This is a genomic window from Ensifer sp. R1-3, from assembly GCF_056739175.1.
This window is the reverse complement of record NZ_CP096515.1, coordinates 1,948,420-1,966,127: the sequence shown is the minus strand read 5'-3', so window position 1 is coordinate 1,966,127 and position 17,708 is coordinate 1,948,420. Positions and strand designations below refer to the sequence as shown.

The window sequence follows — 17,708 nt, the reverse complement described above, 5'->3', positions numbered from 1 at the left end:
CGCTCTGGCTCTTTGGTATCGATCACGGCGAAATCACCGTGATCAGGCGCAGCCTCAAGTTGGGCCAGGGATGCTGCGCCGATGACACTCAAGCAACGCCCGGCAACGCAAACTGTTCCGGAAAAAATGAACGCCCAAAGTCGGCTGGCGCAAGGCTTTCATGCTTGCCGCCCAAAAACAGCTGCGCCGCAGGTTCTGGTGAACATGCGGCGCAGGAACATCGCATAAGAGTTGTCTTCGGGTCGATCGCCTTTCATGATCTCAGAACGAACCGACCTAAGATCATCGTGATCTAGTGGCTTTCGCGGAGAACCTCGCTGCCGCTCTTGCCGACGAGGAAATCGAGGTCCGCGCCCTTGTCGGCCTGCAGCACCGTGTCGTGATAGAGTTTGTAATAGCCGCGATGCCATTTCTGTTCGGGCGGCTGCCAGGCCGCCATGCGGGCCGCCAGTTCTTCCTCGCTGACGAGAAGGTTCAGCTCGCCTTTCAGGGCGTCGAGGCGGATCCGGTCGCCGGTCCTGACGATCGCCAGGGGCCCGCCGGCATTGGCTTCGGGGCTCACATGGAGAACGACGGTGCCGAAGGCGGTGCCGGACATGCGCGCATCGGAGATGCGCACCATGTCGCGCACGCCCTTTTCGACGAGCCTGCGTGGAATCGGCATGTTGCCGACCTCTGCCATACCGGGATAGCCCTTCGGTCCGCAACCCTTGAGCACGAGGATCGTGTCTTCGGTGACCGGCAGGTCGGGATCGTCGATCTTGGCCCTGAGGTCTTCGATCGTGTCGAAGACATAGGCCGGTCCCTCGTGGGCGAGCAGGTGTTCGCTTGCTGCAGACGGCTTGATCACCGCACCGTTGGGCGCAAGATTACCCTTCAGCACGCGAATGCCCGCCGCCGCACGCAACGGGTTGTCGAGCGGGCGGATGACGTCGTCGTTATAGACCTCCGCGGCCTCCCAATATTTGCTGATCGGAACGCCGAAAACGGTCGGTGCGTCGGGATGAAGCAGGTGCTGGATACGGTTCATCACGGCCGGCAGGCCGCCCGCATAGGCGAGATCCTCGATGAGATACTTGCCCGACGGCATGCAGTTGACGATGCAGGGCACCTGACCGCCTACCCGATCGAAATCCTCGAGACAGAGGTCGATACCCGCGCGTCCGGCGATCGCCAGCATGTGGACCACGGCATTGGTCGATCCGCCGACGGCGGCATTGGCGATGATGCCGTTCTCGAAGTTCTCCTTTGTCAGGATTTTCGACAGCCTGAGGTCCTCATGCACCATCTCGACGATGCGCTTGCCGGTCATGTGAGAGAGCGCCATGCGGCGGGCGTCGACCGCGGGCAGGGCGGCGTTCGTCGGCAGCGACAGGCCCATGGCTTCCACGATCGACGCCATCGTCGTCGCCGTGCCCATGGTCATGCAGACGCCGGGCGAGCGCGACATGCCGCTTTCGGCGGCCATGAATTCCTGCAGGCTCATTTCGCCGGCGCGTACCGCTTCGGAAAACTTCCAGACATCCGTGCCCGAACCGATATCCTTGCCCTTCCACTTGCCGTTCAGCATGGGACCGGAGGAAACGACGATCGTCGGGAGGTCGACCGAGGCCGCCCCCATCAGCTGGCCGGGGGTGGTCTTGTCGCAGCCGCCGAGCAGCACGACGCCATCGATGCCGTAGGCGCGGATAGCCTCTTCGACATCCATTGCGAGCAGGTTGCGGAAGAGCATGGCGGTGGGACGCATCTGCGTCTCCCCGAGCGACGACACCGGAAATTCGACCGGAAAGCCCCCCGCCTCCCAGACGCCGCGCTTCACCCCTTCGGCGAGGATCCGCAGATGGCTGTTGCAGGGCGTGAGCTCCGACCAGGTGTTGCATATGCCGATGATCGGCCGGCCGTCGAAAACATGGTCGGGAAAACCCTGATTCTTCATCCAGGACCGATGAATGAAGCCATCCTTGTGCGTGCCGCCGTACCAGTGACGGCTTCTCAGTTCTTTTTTCTTGTCGCTCATCCGAGCACTCCTTCCCAACGCGATTCAGCGCGATGGAGCAATTGTATGATTTTTCGCCGGCGCGACGCCAGTCTTTGTTGGTCGGCGGGATTTAAAGTCGGAATGCCGGCTCGAAGCGCCCTTTGACCTCGATCCCGAGCTCGAAGGTTTTCCCGGCATGCGGGTCGGCCGCCCGTGCTGCGTCGTCCATGCCTTGCCAGGCCGAGGTCACCAGAAGCCGTTCGGCCTTGGCGCCGACGAAAGCCGGGCAGCTCGGCTGCGTCGCCGGCACGGCGTAGCGGGCGACCTTCTGGCCGTCGGGTTTATAGACCTCCACGGCGCTTGCGCCCCAGCGGGCGTTCCAGATCAGCCCATCGGCATCGCAGACGGCGCCGTCGACGCCGCCCGGGCTCGTGCTTTCGTCCGAAAGCAGCACCGGATCGCCGGTCGGGAGCGCCGTCGCCGGATCTATGTCGACGCGCATCAGCTGGTTGACGTCGGTGTCGGTGAAATAGGCGGTCGCCCCATCCGGAGAAAAGCAGATCGCATTGGGAATGGTGATGTTGCTATAGAGCTTCGTGACGCGGCTGCCGGCAACGTGGTAGATCGCACCCGCATGCTTCTCGGCGCTGCGCCCCATGGTGCCGATCCAGAGCGCGCCGCAGGGATGGACGCGTCCGTCGTTGGAGCGGTTGCCCGGCTTTTCTTCAAGCGTGGCGAAGTGGCCGAGCTTCGAGCTCTCGGTGTCGCGCACGAAAAGGCCCTGATCCGAGGCGATCAACTGCCGCAAGGGATCGATCACCGCAAGCACGCTGCCGAGGAAGGGCAGGGGATGGATCGCCTTCCGTCCGCTTTCGAGATGCAGCTCATGCAGCTCGCGGCCTGTTATATTGAACCACCAGGCCGTTCCTGTGCCGGGGTCGAAGGTGGGGCCTTCGCCGAGTTCGGACGCGGCTTCCGAAAGGGTGCGGCCGGAAAAGGGAACGAGATCGGTCACTGCTGGCCTCCATAGACGGCATCATAGGCTGCGAGCGTCGCAATGGCCCGCTGTCGCACATCGCCGGCGCTCATTCCGGGCTTGTAAAGGCTCGAACCCAGCCCGAAGCTGCGGATCCCGATCGCTGCATAGTCGGCGAAATTAACCTCCGACACGCCGCCGACCGCCGCGATCTCGAGATCGCCCGGCAGCACCGCGCGGATCGCCGCGATGCCGGAGGGGCCGAGCACGCTTGCCGGAAAGAACTTGAGGCCGCTGGCTCCGGCGGCGGCAGCCGCCAATGCCTCCGTCGGCGTGAAAACGCCGGGCATCGTGACCATGCCTTTCGCTGCGGCAAGTCGGATGACTGCCGGCTCGACATTGGGGCTCACCATCAGCCGCCCGCCGACATCGGCGAGGCGTTCCACCTGGGCCGTCGTCAGCACCGTACCGGCGCCGATAAGGCACCCGGCCGGAGCCATCTTGACGGCCGTCTCGATGGAGCGAAACGGGTCGGGCGAATTCAGCGGGATCTCGATCGCCGTGAAGCCTGTTTCGATAAGGGCGCCGACGACGCCTTCCGCCTCCTCCGGCTTTAGACCGCGCAGGATCGCGATCAGCGGGCGTTCCATCGGGGGCAGGGGGATTCTGTCCATGTTCTTTCTTTCCATCACAAAGGCCAAATCGTACGGGCGGCAGCGGAAAGACCGGCCCGCACCGCCTCGTCGGCGTCGACCGCCCGGACGTTGAGGCCCTGGCTTTCGAGGGCAGTACGATAAAGCGTGCCGAGACCACCGGAGCCGACGAGACATACGCCGTCCACCGAGCCCGACCCCGCGAGCGCTCCGGCGATCTCCAGGCCGATCAGGGTCCCGGACAATTGCGCTCTCGCGTCGGCGGCGGCGGTGCCGTGCAGAAGCTGCCCGGCACGAACGGAGAAAAGCAGATTGGTTGCGAGCGCCGGGTTCTCCCTCGTGCGGCTTACTGCATCCGTAAAGGCTGCACTCCCGGCCGCGAAGGTATCCGCTTCTGCCACCGCATGGCTGAGGATGGTGTGGCGCGCGATGGTGTCGAAGAGCTCGCCGGTCATGAAGGTGGAGAAGCCCTCGACCCTGTCGTCGGCAAGACGAACCCATTTGCTGTGCGTGCCAGGCATGCAGACGAGATGGCTGCCGGCGCCGAGATGCGCGGCAGCGCCGAGCAGCTGCGTTTCCTCGCCGCGCATGACGTCCGGATGCCGTCGGTCGCGCTGGGCAAGGCCCGGGAGGATGCGGATGTCGCGGTCGACATCGGGAATGGCTGTGGCACGGCCGGCAATCTCGGCGAGTGCTGCCGGCGTTTCGATATACCCGGCCTCCTTCCAGCCCTGTCGGGCGCCTGCCATGCCGCAGATGATGATCGGCAGATGCGCAGGCGCGGAGACCGCGGCGAGATGGCCGTCAAGAACCGTGTGAAAACCGGTCTTTGCGGCCGTCGTCATGCCCTCGGCGCTGCGGCGTTCGGCCAGCACCGCACCGTCCTCTCCGATGATCCACAGGCGGAAGCTCGATGTCCCCCAATCCACTGCGGCATAATAGCCTGCCGTCGTCAAAACACGCCTCCATCGATGATCATGGCCTGTGCGGTCATCGCCGCCGAACTGTCCGACGCCAGAAAGAGGCAGGGTCCGACGAGATCGTCGGCGACGAGCATGCGCTTGAGGCACTGCCTTTCCTGCATCCGTGCGATCGATTCTTCCGTGAGCCACAAGCGCCGCTGCCGCTCCGTGACGATCATGCCGGGCAGGATCGCGTTGACGCGGATATTGTCCGGTCCGAGCTTGCCGGCGAGCGATTTGGTGAGGCCGATGATCCCCGCTTTGGCGGTCGAGTAGGCCGGGATCTCCGGCATATTGAGCATGAAGGCGATCGAGGAGAAATTGACGATCGATCCGCCGCCTTGCCGCTGCATGTGGGGCGCGACCGCCTGGCACATAAAAAAGAAATGCCTGAGGTTGACGGAAAGACTTTCGTCCCAGCTCTCCTCAGTCACCGCTTCGAGCGCTTGCCGGTCGTCGCGCGCGGCGTTGTTGACGAGGACACGGACGGAGCCGAGTTTGGCCACCGCCTCATCGGCTGCGGCCCGCACGGCCTCGACATTGCGAAGGTCTGCTCGGATGAAATGCGGCGCCTGTCCGGTCTGCGCCGCGACCGTCTCGCAGAGCGCCAGGCTCGACTCCGCCGCGATGTCCACGAAGGCGACGCGGGCGCCCTGGCGGGCGAACGCCTCCACCAGTGCGGCCCCTATGCCGGAGCCGCCGCCGGTGACCAGAACTCCGCGATCGCGCAGGTCGGGAAACTGGCTGCTCGGCAAAGTCATCGCTTTTCCCCATACCGCGGCTGCGGGATTGAAATTGTTCCAGTATCCGGAACTGTGTTTTATTATATGGAATTATCGCGCCAATGCTTTTACCCTGTCAAGATAGCGCGGCGGAAAGCGATTAGAATGAAAGAGAAGAAAGAAGACGACATGGAAGGGGACCCCGCCGGCACCGGCACGCTTGGCAAGGCAATGGCCGTGCTGGAGGCGGTGGCCATGGCCGACCGCCCTCAGCGCTTCACGGATATATTGCAGATCGTCCGTCAGCCCCGCGGAACCCTGCACCGGCTGCTCGGCCATCTCGTCGAAGAGGGCTTGCTGGTGCAGCGCCGGGACTTGTCCTACGAGCCCGGGCTTCGCCTGCTGAAATTCGCTTATCGCTCCTGGTCGGGGAACCGGTTTCGCGAGATCGCAGCCCCGTATCTCCTGCACCTGCACCAATTGACGGGCGAGACGGTGCATCTCGGCGTGCTGCGGGAGGCCGAAATCATCTACGTCGACAAGGTGGAAAGCCGGCAGACCGTGCGTATGAGCTCGCAGATAGGCAAGGCATCGCCGGCCTACTGCACGGGTATCGGCAAGGCGGCTCTGTCGGTTCTTCCTGGAGGCGAATTGCAGCGGATATCGACAGGAATGGAGTTTCATCCGTTCACGGCGCAAACGCATCGTTCGATAGAATCGCTCCTTGCCGAGATCGAGGAAATCCGGCACGACGGCCATGCGTTCGACCGGGAGGAGCACGAGGCGGAGATCTGCTGCGTGGCCGCCCCGATCAGCGTTCCGGAACACGACCTGGTCGGAGGGATCTCGGTGACCGGCCCCTCCTATCGGGTCAGCTTGAAGCAACTGACCGCCTGGGCGCAGGACGTGCGCAAGGTGGCGGCAGAGATCGAGGAAGAGGTCCGAATCCGGCTTGGCCCCGGGCGGGAAACGGGGGCTGCGGCGCCGCGTGTCCTGTCCGACGCGCAAAGGTCGTCCTAACGGTTTAAGGATTGCAGCATGTTTTCTACGGAAACGTGCAACGGGGCCGCTTTACGGTAAATTAGAAGTTTCGACTGGACGAAAAGGCTCAAGATAAGTAGCTTCAATGCCGGTCTGCTGCCACGGCTGGTTGCATCGGGCGGGATTCTGGTGGAAGCCATGGCGTGGGTATGACAGCGCGAGCGTCATGCTCCAGCTGGAGCGCGGATGTGAGAGGCGGGCGGAAGATGATCGATTTCAGCGTGGATATACCCTCATTGGTCCTCCCTGACGGTCACGCAATCAGCGGGTCGATCGACAGCGAGGATGATGTCCGGCGCGCGCTCGGCCGAGTGTCGGAAGGTTTCGGTTTTCGCGGCTTCATGGTCCTCGCCATTCCCGAGTCGGGGTCCCACAGCCTCACTGCGCAGGCGCTCATGACGACCTGGCCGATGGATTTCCTCAGGCGCTACGACAGTGCACGCCTGATCGACGGCAGTCCGGTGATCCAGCGGCTGCGGCGCAGCACCATTCCCTTCACCTATGATGCTCATCTGCTGGCGCGCGGGCGGGTGGACGGCAAGGGCGAAGCTGCCATATGCGTCTTCGAACAGGCGAACATGCCGCGCGGGGTGTATCTGCCGGTCCATGATGCCGCGGGTCACCGCGCCGCCATCGCCTTCGGCGGTGACAGGTCTGCCGTATCCGACGACGAGATGCAGGCTCTGAACCTCTGGGCCGGCCTTCTATACAGCCGGCTGAGCGAAGTCAGAACGCGCGACCGACGCGGCCCGGGCAGCCTTTCCCGGCGCGAGATCGAGTGTTTGCGCTGGGCCGCGGCTGGCAAGACGACGGTGGAGATGGCCCGCATCATGGCACTGTCGGAATATACGGTGAACCACTATCTCAACCGTGCGACGCGCAAGCTGGATTCGGTCAATCGCGTCCAAACCGTCGCCAAGGCGATACGTGCAGGGTTGATCAATTGATCGACGCCGGCCGGACCTAGAGCTCTTTTCTCCCTCATCTCGTGACAAGCATGGGAAATGGAGGCACCGAACCCGAACACGGCCGTCAGTTGAGGGCGGGGTCGGCTTTCATCGACACGGGCGAAATGCACAGGGTTTTGCGCATCAGAAGTGATGATCGTCAATCACCTGTTGGCATTGCGCGGCCGCTCGGGCTATTTGATAGTCGATGAATGCGATGGAACCGCGCTAATGCAAGAGATGATCACGATGGGGACGACTGATATCGATCTGCCCCGGGGCGGCGATTTCGCGTCTGAGATAGCAAGGCTCGAGACCCAGTTCGACATCATCCGCTACATGCGGCGGATCACGCAGATTTTCGGCTTCAAGACTTTTCTCATCTGTTCGATCCCTGCAGTCGAGGTAGAGCGGCTCTCCGCGACCACGGTCATCTCGAATATGCCGGCCGAGCTCCTCAACAAATATGACAGCCTTTCGATGCTGCGTTTCAGCACCGGGGTGCGCCGGTTGAGAGAGACGACGACCCCGTTTCAGGTCATGCTTGAAGACTGGGAGAGGGAGGGAGGCAAGCCCGACTCTGCCGCGGATTACATCGCCATGTTGCGCGAGAACGGCATATTCCAAGCCAATTACTTCCCGGTCCACGATGCCGAAGGTGGCCGCGGCGCGGTCATCCTCATGGGCCCGGAAGCGGAATTGCCGATGACGGCGGCGATGGAACTGCAGATGATCGCGATCCACGTCTATAACCGGCTCGCCGAGATCGGCTCGGTCTGGAAGAACACCAACACGGTTCTTTCCGAACGGGAAATCCAGTGTCTGAGCTGGACGGCCGCCGGCAAGACCAGCTCGGAAATCGCCGGTATCCTCGGCCTGTCGGAGCACACGGTCAATCATTACCTCAACCATGTCACCAAGAAGCTCGACGCGGTGAACCGCACACAGGCGGTCGTGAAGGCGATGAAAAAGGGCTATATCAGCTAAGACCTGTTGATATTCATCTGAGGAAAAGTGCGTGCGGTTTTCCGCCCGCATCCGCTCTAACCTATTGCGAGCATATTGTGCCCAAATAGCGCGCATGCTCAGGAATTGAGCAGCGCAGTCTCTTGCGCATCCTCCGCAGTCGAAGGGCAACTCCTTGGAAAATCTGGTTTTTTCCGGAAGGTTCCAACTGGCACGCATTGTGCATATTCCGTTCCGTGTCCAGAGGGGACCACAATAAGACAGCGCCCAAGAAGGTCGCGACAAGGGCCGCCGCCGATCGTGATCCCGGATGTACGGACACGGAGATCGGTTGGCGGCCCTCATTTTCCCACCTGTCGCATTGGCGAAGCGCCCCGGCTCGACTATCTAATACATAACGCCCTGGATCGGGTGCGATTTGGGCTAGCGATTGCAGCAGTCAAAACGTTGCGCGCCAACGAAAGAGCAAGAGGCCGACATGCCGGACGTCACCCGGGAAATGGTTCTAGAGAAGCTGCGGACCGTCCGCGGGCCGGACATGGAAGGGAACATCGTCGATCTCGGCCTCGTATCCGATGTGTTCATTTCCGACGGCAAGGCCTACTTCTCGATCACCGTGCCGGCGGACCGGGCGAAGGAGCTCGAGCCGATGCGGGCGGCCGCCGAACGGGTCGTGCGCGAGATTCCCGGCGTGAACGCCGCCATGGTGGCATTGACTGCCGACCGCAAGGCCGCTCCCCAGAAGGCCCCGGTGGAGCGGCCGCGGCCGGCCTCGACGGGCCATGCGCCGGCGCAGCGAGCGGGCGGCGGTGGAGCACCAAAGGCGGGCATCCCCGGCGTCGGCGCCATTATCGCCGTCGCCTCCGGTAAAGGCGGCGTCGGCAAGTCGACCACCTCCGTCAATCTGGCGCTGGCGCTTCAGGCAAACGGGCTTAAGGTCGGGCTCCTCGATGCCGATATCTACGGCCCTTCGATGCCGCGGCTTTTGAAGATCTCCGGCCGTCCGCAACAGATCGAGGGGCGGCTTATCCGTCCGATGGAAAACTACGGCCTGAAAGTCATGTCGATGGGCTTCCTGGTGGATGAGGAGGTCGCGATGATCTGGCGCGGCCCGATGATCCAGTCGGCGCTCCTGCAGATGTTGCGCGAGGTGGCCTGGGGCGAGCTCGACGTCCTCGTGGTGGACATGCCGCCGGGTACCGGTGACGCACAGCTGACGATGGCACAGCAGGTGCCGCTCGCAGGCGCCGTCATCGTGTCGACGCCACAGGACCTCGCGCTCGTCGATGCCCGCAAGGGTCTCGCCATGTTCCGCAAGGTCGAGGTTCCGGTGCTCGGGATCGTCGAAAACATGAGTTATTTCGTGGCGCCCGATACGGGCAGGCGCTACGACATCTTCGGTCATGGCGGCGCGCGCAAGGAAGCCGAGCGCATCGGCGTACCGTTCCTCGGCGAGGTGCCCCTGACCATGGGTATCCGCGAGACCTCCGACGCGGGAACCCCTCTCGTCGCGTCCGAACCCGATGGCGAGGTCGCGCGCGTCTATCGCGACATCGCGGCGCGGGTCTGGGGAGAGGTCACCGCTGCCCGGCAGGACAAAAGCCGTGCGATGCCGAGCATCGTCTTCGAATAGCGCTTCGGCGCAGTCACCTGCGCGGCGCGACTGAGACATCCGACAGGGAAGCGCCTGATCCCCGAAGGCCATTGATTTTGCGCCGGGGTTGCGTCATATCCCTTGGCTCGCACAGGCAAGGCAAAGCTAGCCACTGCCATCGCCGGAGACTTTGGTCACCCGTCTGCCGTCAAGCGGCGTCGAACGGCTGAAAGCCTTCATCGGATGAATCTGCATCGTGGAAAATCGTGTGGCGGCTGATCCTACGAAATCATCACGGTTCATCGTCGTCGGCTGCATGAAAAAGGCGGCCACATGATCACAGGCTATTGTGTCAACGGTGAAACGGTCGCTCTCTCCACGGCCGAGCCGCCGTCGGCCCTGCGTCCCGATCTCGTCTGGATAGACCTTGTCGAGCCGACCAAGGCGGAAGACCTGATGATCGAGGGTCTGCTCGGAATTCCCATTCCGACGCGGGACGATCTGAGGGACATCGAACCTTCCAGCAGGCTTTATACCGACGACGGTGCCGTCTTCATGACCGCCTCGCTCGTCTATCGAAGCGACACGGAAATGCCGGGGCTGACCGATGTCGGCTTCATTCTGGCGGGCAAGTGTCTCGTCACCGTCCGCTACGCCGAGCCGAGGGCCTTCGGCCTGTTCAAGGCGGGTATGCATCGCATTCCCGGCGGCTGCCGCAACGGCGCAGTGATTCTGACGCGGCTGCTCGAGACGATTGTGGACAGGACGGCGGAAATTCTCGAGCAGGCTGTCGACAGGATCGACGATCTGGCGCTCCAGGTCTTCGGCGACAAGACGTCCGGCCGGCGGCACCGGCCACCGCACTTTCTCGAAGCACGCCTGCGCGACGTCGCGGGCCATCACCGGCTTGTTGCGAAAACGCGCGACAGCCTCGCTTCGCTCTCGAGGCTGCTGACCTTCGTCTACACGGTTCCCGACGTGCAGGCGGACAAGGAAACCCGTGAACTTTGCCGTACGGTATCGCGGGACATCCAGTCGCTTTCGGAACATACGGCTTTCATCTCGGGAAATATCACCTTCCTGCTCGATGCCTCGCTCGGCCTCATCAATGTCGAGCAGAATGCCATCATCAAGATCTTCTCGATCGCTTCGGTCGTTCTGTTGCCGCCGACCCTGGTCGCTTCCGTCTACGGCATGAACTTTCGCATCATGCCTGAGCTTGAATGGCAGTTCGGCTATCCGTGGGCGCTTGCAGCCATGGTGCTTTCGGCCGTGATCCCCTTTTTCTTCTTCCGCTGGAAAGGCTGGCTCTAAGGGCCTGTTGGGCAACATGTCTCAATTGTCTGCTCCCGCTACACCTGGCGTGGAAAATGCCCGCCGCCTGCTGGTTCTGTCGCTCGGCTCCGTCGGCGTCGTGTATGGGGATATCGGCACCAGCCCGCTCTATGCCTTCCGCGAAGCCTTGCGCCCCGTCTCGCACGACGGCGTGACGGACGTCGAGATCATCGGTTTGATCTCGCTGATGATCTGGGCGCTGACGATCATCGTCACGATAAAATACGTGCTATTCCTGCTGCGCGCGGACAATCAGGGCGAGGGCGGCACGCTCTCCCTGCTGGCGCTGCTCATGAAGACCGCCAATGGTCACACGGCGATCCTGTTCTTCATGGGGATCGCCGGCGCGGCGCTCTTCATCGGCGACGCGATGATCACACCGGCACTGTCGGTGCTCTCGGCCGTCGAAGGTTTGAAGTTGGTTACCCCGGCTCTTTCGGACTACGTCGTTCCGATCGCCGTCGTGATCCTCCTGCTCCTCTTCACCGTCCAGTCGAAGGGTACCGCGGCGGTTTCCAACTTCTTCGGGCCGATTACGCTCATCTGGTTCGTCGTCATGGGCACGATCGGCTTCGTTCATATTGCCGACGATCTGTCGATTTTCAGAGCCTTCAACCCGTATTATGCCGCCAGCTTTCTGTTCAACGAAGGCTATGTCGGTATCGTCGTACTCGGCGCCGTCTTCCTGACGGTCACGGGTGCCGAGGCGCTTTACGCCGATCTCGGCCATTTCGGCCGGCGGCCGATCCAATGGGCCTGGTTCACCGTCGTCTTCCCGGCGCTCACGCTGAACTATCTGGGGCAGGGCGCCTTCGTGCTGAAGAACCCGGAGGCGATGTCCGATCCCTTCTTCCTGATGTTTCCGAAATGGGCGCTGCTGCCTGCCGTCATTCTTGCGACCGCAGCCACCATCATCGCCAGTCAGGCGGTCATAACCGGCGCGTTTTCGCTGACGCGCCAGGCCATTCACCTTGGCTTCCTGCCGCGCATGGCGATTTTCCATACGTCCGAAACCCATACGGGCCAGATTTACCTGCCGAACGTCAACACGCTTTTGATGTTCGGCGTCATGGCGCTCGTCTTCCTCTTCGGCTCCTCGGAGGCGCTCGCGACCGCCTACGGCATTTCCGTCACCGGTGCGATGGTGGTCACCACGGTGCTTTCCTTCGAATTCCTGCGTATGCGGTGGAATTGGCCGACCTGGTGGGCGGCCGGTGCGCTGCTGCCGCTGTTCGTGCTGGAATTCGTCTTCCTGGGCGCCAACATGCTGAAGATCCACGATGGCGGCTACGTGCCGATCCTGATCGCGGCGACGTTCATCGTCATCATGTGGACCTGGAAGCGCGGCACAGCAATCCTGCACGCCAAGACCCGCCATATAGACATTCCGCTGGCAAGCTTCATCAAATCGGTCGAGCGCCAGAGCGAGCACGCGCCGGTGTCGGTGACCGGCACGGCGATATTCCTGACCAGCGATCCGGAATCGACTCCCGCCGCCCTGCTGCACAACATCAAACACAACCACGTTCTGCATCAGCAGAACTTCATCCTGACGATCCGGACGGCAAACACGCCGAAGGTGCCGAAGGAAGAGCGGGTCAGCGTGCGGCGGTTGTCGGAGCGTTTCACTCTGCTGGAAATGAAGTTCGGCTTCATGGAGACGCAGAATGTCTCTCAGGCGCTGGGCCTCTTCAGGAAGTCGGGCCTGAAGTTCGACATCATGTCGACCTCGTTCTATCTCGGCCGGCGCAAACTCGTGCCCGACGCCCAGTCCGGCATGCCGCATTGGCAGGACCGCCTGTTCATCGCACTCGCCAATGCTGCGATCGATCCCTCCGACTATTTCCGCCTGCCGACGAACCGGGTGGTCGAACTCGGCTCACATGTGATCATCTGATCCGAAGACGCTGTCCCTCAAACTGCGCACTTCCGCACGGAAAACCGCTACGCACTTTTCCTGGAAGTGCTTTGGCAATGCCGGGCGAGTTGCCGGTCTCGGCGCGTCCGCATTAACCAAACATCAAGGTTAATGCCGCATTTTCAAGGCTCAAGAGAAACGGTCCCGGCGAGCCGGCCGACCAACCTTAGCGTCCTGCACGGAATCTTGCCGCTGGCTTATTGCCGGCTTGCGAGAACGCGTGCCTGAGAAAGAGTTTCTGGGAGCCGACCGGTGCGTAAGAGTTGGAAGTTGCGTGACAAGTTTCGGTTTTCGTTCTCGGCCTGGCGCGGTCCGGCGATCCTAGGCCTTGCCGTCTTCCTCGGCTTTCCCTCGGCGGTCGCCTATTCGGACATCGCGACGTTTCTGTCCGGCATCAACCGCGGCGGCGAGCGGTGGCGCACCTATCTCACTCCGTCGCCGGCCGGCTCCCTCCACGAAGTCGAGATGGTCTTCACCGACCCGATCACCACCGGTGCGCTCGATGGCGGCGCCGGCATGACCCTGCCAGATGGCGGCCGCGTGGCGCTGACCGCCGAATCGAAGCACCAGGGGACGCCGGACGAGGATCGCGTGACGCGGAAGCTGAAGAAGGGGCGAATCGTCGCGGTAACGCCGGTGACCCCGCCCAAGGACTTCAGCGCCGGCTCCATCCTTCAGCGCACGAGCTCGCTTATCGGCCCGGCCCTCGAGGGCCCCGAAAAGATGGTCTTTGCCAAGCCGAAGATCAAAGGCAAGGAGATCGAGATCGCCACGGCCTTCTACCGCAAGACGCCGCCGAAGCCGGAACCGGGCCTCTCGCCGATGCTTGCCAAGCTCGTCACCAACGACAAGCCCGACATTCTTGCGACTGCCTATGTCCGGCCCGAGCCGGACTATGCGCGTGAATCACCCTTCGATTCGATCCTGCGGAACGACGAAAATGCAGGGCGCTTCATCCCGGATATCGCGCCCGACGATCATGCCTGGGCGGCAACGCCGCTGCCGCCAACCGTCTTCAGCAAGGAAGAGCAGACCTGTCTGGCCGAGGGGATCTATTTCGAGGCCCGCAGCGAATCCGTCAAGGGTCAGGCCGCGGTGGCGCAGGTCATTCTCAATCGCGTCCGCAACCCGACCTACCCGAAAACGATCTGCGGCGTCGTCTACCAGAACAAGGCCTGGCGCAACCGCTGCCAGTTCTCCTTCGCCTGCGACATGATCCGCGACCTGATCTATTCGCGATCGCACTGGAAGACGGCCAAGGAAGTCGCGCTCGCGGTGACCGCCGGCAGAATCTGGCTCCCCGAAGTCGGCTCGGCGACCCATTATCACGCCACTTATGTGAATCCCGCCTGGGCAAAGACGATGAAGCGTGTCGGCAAGATCGGCCTGCACATCTTCTACAGGACCTATGGCGGCGGCTGGAGCTGACGGCGAAGCTGCCTGCGCGCCCCTGTCAGCCGCCGGAGCCGCGGGCGTGACCCCGCGGCTCCGGCGGCGATTCCCTCTGCACCTTTGTCGCAGCTTACCGCTAAACCCCTGAATTGAAACAAGAATATTGTCCACGTAGAAGGTGCCTGCATGCCTTGACTATGCGGGTGCCTAAAACTATGTTGCGCGCGACTTCAAATGGGGCCGAAGCGTGGCTTGAACAGCGGCCGTTTGTATGACCGAGATCGCGTTCGACCGCGTGGGGCTGCAAAGGGGAGCCATGTGACGGAGAAGCCGGAAGAAAGTCTGGAAGCGCGGCTCAAGCGCCTCGGCGACGACATCAAGTCCAAGAAGCGGGCGGATGTTTCGGAAGGGGCGGATGGGCGCGCTGATGAAAGCCGCAAGGGATACGCGGCGGCGATGAAGCTTTCGAGCGAATTCATCGCCGGCATCCTGGTCGGGGCGTTTCTGGGCTATCTTTTGGACCACTTTGCGGGTACAGGGCCGTGGGGCATGATCGTCCTCCTGCTTCTCGGCTTCTGTGCCGGTGTCTTGAACGTGCTGCGTTCCGCCGGTTTGGTGGCGACAACCGACCAGCGGAAAGGCGGGTCGGGCACGGATAAAGAGGACGGCGGCGACGCCTGAGGTGTCGCCGGGAAGAACAGTATTTCCGCTCGCGGGCGGGCAGAACGAAAGAGAAGCGCGGTGTCAAACGATCCGACCCACCAGTTCCTGGTCAACAAGATTGTCCCGCTCGAGATCGGCGGAATTGACTTTTCCTTCACCAATGCGTCGCTGTTCATGGTGGCGACCGTCGGTGCGGCTGCCGGCTTCCTCTATCTGACGACATCGCAGCGCGGGCTTATCCCGACGCGCATGCAGTCGGTTTCGGAAATGTCCTACGAGTTCATCGCCTCGATGCTTCGCGAAGGCGCCGGCAGTCACGGGATGAAATTCTTCCCGATGGTCTTCTCGCTGTTCATGTTCATCCTGACGGCGAACCTGCTCGGCATGGTCCCCTATTTCTTCACCGTCACCAGCCAGATCATCGTCACCTTCGCGCTTGCGGTCTTCGTGATCGGCACCGTCCTTCTCTACGGCTTCTACAAGCACGGCTTCGGCTTCCTCAAGCTTTTCGTGCCGCAGGGAGTGCCGGGCGCGCTCCTGCCGCTGGTCGTGGCGATCGAAATCATCTCGTTCCTTTCCCGACCCATCAGCCTCTCGGTCCGTCTCTTCGCCAACATGCTGGCCGGCCATATCACGCTGAAGGTCTTCGCAGGCTTCGTCGCCTCGCTCAGCGCCTTTGGTGCGCTCGGCATCGGCGGTGCGATCCTGCCGCTCATCATGACCGTCGCGCTTACCGGTCTTGAATTCCTGGTCGCCTTCCTCCAGGCCTATGTCTTTGCGGTGCTGACCTGCATGTACCTCAACGATGCGGTCCACCCCGGAGGCCACTAAGGAATAAACAGTCGCTGGTTTCCGGTCGGCTTGCCGCCGGAAGCACAAATCTTAAGCCGCAACACCATTTCGAAGGAGTCAATCATGGAAGCGGAAGCAGCAAAGTACATCGGTGCAGGTCTTGCATGCCTTGGTATGGCCGGCACGGCTCTCGGCCTCGGCAACATCTTCGGCAGCTACCTGTCCGGCGCACTGCGCAATCCGTCGGCAGCTGACGGCCAGTTCGGCCGCCTCGTATTCGGCTTCGCCGTTACGGAAGCTCTGGGCATCTTCTCGCTGCTCATTGCACTCCTCCTCCTCTTCGCCGTCTGATATCGGCAGAAGTTTTGGCCGCGGCCCGAAAGGCCGCGGCCGCGCATATTCTTGAGTGCACCTGGAGGTGAGCATGTTTGTGACCGCGGCATATGCCCAGTCATCCACCACCGAAGGCGCCGAAGCACACGATGCCGCTGCGGCCGGTGAGGTGCACACCGAAACGGGTGTGGCCCACGAAGCCGATCATGGCGCCGGCGTGTTCCCGCCCTTCGATACGACCCATTTCGCTTCGCAGCTTCTGTGGCTCGCGATCACCTTCGGCCTGTTCTATCTCCTGATGTCGAAGGTCATCATTCCGCGCATCGGGGGGATTCTCGAGACGCGTCATGACCGGATCGCCCAGGATCTCGACGAGGCATCCCGCCTGAAGGGCGAGGCCGATGCCGCCATTGCTGCTTACGAGCAGGAGTTGGCAGGCGCCAGAGCCAAGGGCCATTCGATTGCGGACACCGCCCGCGAAGCGGCCAAGGCGAAGGCTAAGGCCGACCGCGACGGTGTCGAAGCCGGTCTTGCGAAGAAGATTGCCGCTGCAGAAGCGCGCATCGCCGACATCAAGTCGAAGGCGCTTGCCGATGTCGGCGCGATCGCCGAGGAAACGGCGACAGCCGTTGTCAAACAATTGATCGGCGGGACCGTCACCAAGGCCGAGATCGCTGCGGCGTTCAAGGCCTCGGCCGGCAACTGAGGAAAAGAGAACCATGGCTCTTGATGCGACTTTCTATGCCCTCGTAGGCCTCATTCTCTTCTTTGTCCTCATCGCCTATCTCAAGGTTCCGGGCATGGTCGGCAAGGCGCTCGACGCCCGCGCAGACAAGATCAGCAATGAATTGGCCGAAGCCAAGCGTCTGCGCGAGGAAGCCCAGAGCCTCGTTGCCGAGTACCAGCGCAAGCGCAAGGACGCCGAAGCCGAAGCCGCAAGCATCGTCGCCGCGGCCCAGCGCGAGGCGGAGATGCTGACTGCGGAAGCCAAGCAGAAGACCGAGGAATATGTCGCGCGCCGCACGGCACTTTCCGAACAGAAGATCAAGCAGGCCGAAAGCGATGCGATCAACGCCGTCCGCGCAGCTGCGGTGGACCTGGCAATCAGCGCGGCCGAGAAAGTGCTCGCGAGCAAGGCCGATGCAGGCGCGCAGGAGGCGCTTTTCAAGAAGGCGATTGGCGAAGTCAAAGCGCGCCTGAACTAAGCGTAGCCGATAATACCCTGGAGATTGAAAAGCCCCGCTTCGGCGGGGCTTTGCTTTGCGGGATCCGTTATCCGGGCAACCGTACGTCATGTGGGGCGAGCAGGAGAGCAGACCCCCTCTGGCCTGTCGGCCATCTCCCCCACAAGGGGGGAGAATACCTGCGGCGGGCCTTCGCTTCCACTTCTGCGTTCTGCCCGTGGCATCGTTTTGGGCGTGCGAAGGTCAAACCGT

At 62.4% G+C, this 17,708-nt stretch carries 18 protein-coding genes; 13 read left to right on the top strand and 5 right to left on the bottom strand.

The window, feature by feature from the left end:
- Window positions 1-81 precede the first annotated feature (81 nt).
- Window positions 82-228, top strand: coding sequence for a hypothetical protein (locus M1D43_RS09500; RefSeq protein WP_498813930.1), 147 nt, complete (start codon window positions 82-84; stop codon window positions 226-228).
- A gap of 64 nt (window positions 229-292) precedes the next feature.
- Here the strand turns inward: M1D43_RS09500 and M1D43_RS09495 are convergent, their stop codons facing one another.
- From M1D43_RS09495 to M1D43_RS09475, 5 genes are all read right to left on the bottom strand, one after another.
- Window positions 293-2,017: an IlvD/Edd family dehydratase gene (locus tag M1D43_RS09495; RefSeq protein WP_010968847.1), complete on the bottom strand. Its 1,725-nt coding sequence runs from the start codon at window positions 2,015-2,017 to the stop codon at window positions 293-295.
- A 91-nt stretch (window positions 2,018-2,108) separates the two neighbouring features.
- Window positions 2,109-2,993 (bottom strand): SMP-30/gluconolactonase/LRE family protein, encoded by an 885-nt coding sequence (locus tag M1D43_RS09490; protein WP_127638796.1) that lies wholly within the window; start codon window positions 2,991-2,993, stop codon window positions 2,109-2,111.
- Window positions 2,990-3,628, bottom strand: coding sequence for a 2-dehydro-3-deoxy-6-phosphogalactonate aldolase (locus tag M1D43_RS09485; protein WP_153312927.1), 639 nt, complete (start codon window positions 3,626-3,628; stop codon window positions 2,990-2,992). The genes M1D43_RS09490 and M1D43_RS09485 overlap by 4 nt, the downstream gene beginning before the upstream one ends.
- A 14-nt stretch (window positions 3,629-3,642) precedes the next feature.
- A complete protein-coding gene (locus M1D43_RS09480) occupies window positions 3,643-4,563 on the bottom strand; it encodes a 2-dehydro-3-deoxygalactonokinase (RefSeq protein WP_015007236.1) in 921 nt (306 codons plus the stop codon).
- Window positions 4,560-5,330 carry an SDR family NAD(P)-dependent oxidoreductase gene (locus M1D43_RS09475; RefSeq protein ID WP_153312925.1) on the bottom strand — a complete coding sequence of 257 codons (771 nt, stop codon included), beginning with the start codon at window positions 5,328-5,330 and terminating at the stop codon, window positions 4,560-4,562. Before M1D43_RS09475 ends, M1D43_RS09480 begins: the two co-directional genes overlap by 4 nt.
- A 120-nt stretch (window positions 5,331-5,450) precedes the next feature.
- Between M1D43_RS09475 and M1D43_RS09470 the strand changes: the two genes are divergently transcribed.
- The 12 genes from M1D43_RS09470 to M1D43_RS09415 all read left to right on the top strand — a co-directional run bounded on the left by M1D43_RS09470 (window position 5,451) and on the right by M1D43_RS09415 (window position 17,477).
- Window positions 5,451-6,311, top strand: coding sequence for an IclR family transcriptional regulator (locus M1D43_RS09470; protein ID WP_420376728.1), 861 nt, complete (start codon window positions 5,451-5,453; stop codon window positions 6,309-6,311).
- 227 nt (window positions 6,312-6,538) lie between these two features.
- On the top strand, window positions 6,539-7,279 hold the full coding sequence (locus M1D43_RS09465; protein ID WP_028010270.1) for a helix-turn-helix transcriptional regulator: 741 nt from the start codon (window positions 6,539-6,541) through the stop codon (window positions 7,277-7,279).
- Between the two features lie 153 nt (window positions 7,280-7,432).
- A complete protein-coding gene (nurR, locus tag M1D43_RS09460; RefSeq protein ID WP_003533659.1) occupies window positions 7,433-8,266 on the top strand; it encodes a LuxR family transcriptional regulator NurR in 834 nt (277 codons plus the stop codon).
- 457 nt (window positions 8,267-8,723) lie between these two features.
- On the top strand, window positions 8,724-9,878 hold the full coding sequence (locus M1D43_RS09455) for an Mrp/NBP35 family ATP-binding protein (protein ID WP_153312923.1): 1,155 nt from the start codon (window positions 8,724-8,726) through the stop codon (window positions 9,876-9,878).
- Between the two features lie 294 nt (window positions 9,879-10,172).
- Complete coding sequence (locus M1D43_RS09450; protein WP_003533653.1) at window positions 10,173-11,153, top strand: magnesium transporter CorA family protein; 981 nt, start codon at window positions 10,173-10,175, stop codon at window positions 11,151-11,153.
- A 16-nt stretch (window positions 11,154-11,169) separates the two neighbouring features.
- Window positions 11,170-13,071 carry a potassium transporter Kup gene (locus M1D43_RS09445; RefSeq protein ID WP_153312921.1) on the top strand — a complete coding sequence of 634 codons (1,902 nt, stop codon included), beginning with the start codon at window positions 11,170-11,172 and terminating at the stop codon, window positions 13,069-13,071.
- Window positions 13,072-13,362: 291 nt separating this feature from the next.
- Window positions 13,363-14,520, top strand: a complete 1,158-nt coding sequence (locus M1D43_RS09440) for a cell wall hydrolase (protein WP_003533649.1) — start codon at window positions 13,363-13,365, stop codon at window positions 14,518-14,520.
- 282 nt (window positions 14,521-14,802) lie between these two features.
- Window positions 14,803-15,165, top strand: coding sequence for an AtpZ/AtpI family protein (locus tag M1D43_RS09435; protein ID WP_003533647.1), 363 nt, complete (start codon window positions 14,803-14,805; stop codon window positions 15,163-15,165).
- Window positions 15,166-15,225: 60 nt separating this feature from the next.
- Entirely contained in the window at window positions 15,226-15,978 is a 753-nt protein-coding gene (locus tag M1D43_RS09430) for a F0F1 ATP synthase subunit A (RefSeq protein ID WP_003533645.1), read from the top strand.
- A gap of 84 nt (window positions 15,979-16,062) precedes the next feature.
- Window positions 16,063-16,290, top strand: a complete 228-nt coding sequence (locus tag M1D43_RS09425) for a F0F1 ATP synthase subunit C (RefSeq protein ID WP_003533642.1) — start codon at window positions 16,063-16,065, stop codon at window positions 16,288-16,290.
- A 73-nt stretch (window positions 16,291-16,363) separates the two neighbouring features.
- Entirely contained in the window at window positions 16,364-16,978 is a 615-nt protein-coding gene (locus M1D43_RS09420; protein ID WP_010968855.1) for a F0F1 ATP synthase subunit B, read from the top strand.
- Window positions 16,979-16,991: 13 nt separating this feature from the next.
- The gene (locus tag M1D43_RS09415) at window positions 16,992-17,477 is read left to right on the top strand and encodes a F0F1 ATP synthase subunit B (RefSeq protein WP_153314785.1); all 486 of its coding nucleotides are present in this window, start codon (window positions 16,992-16,994) and stop codon (window positions 17,475-17,477) included.
- Window positions 17,478-17,708: the final 231 nt, after the last annotated feature.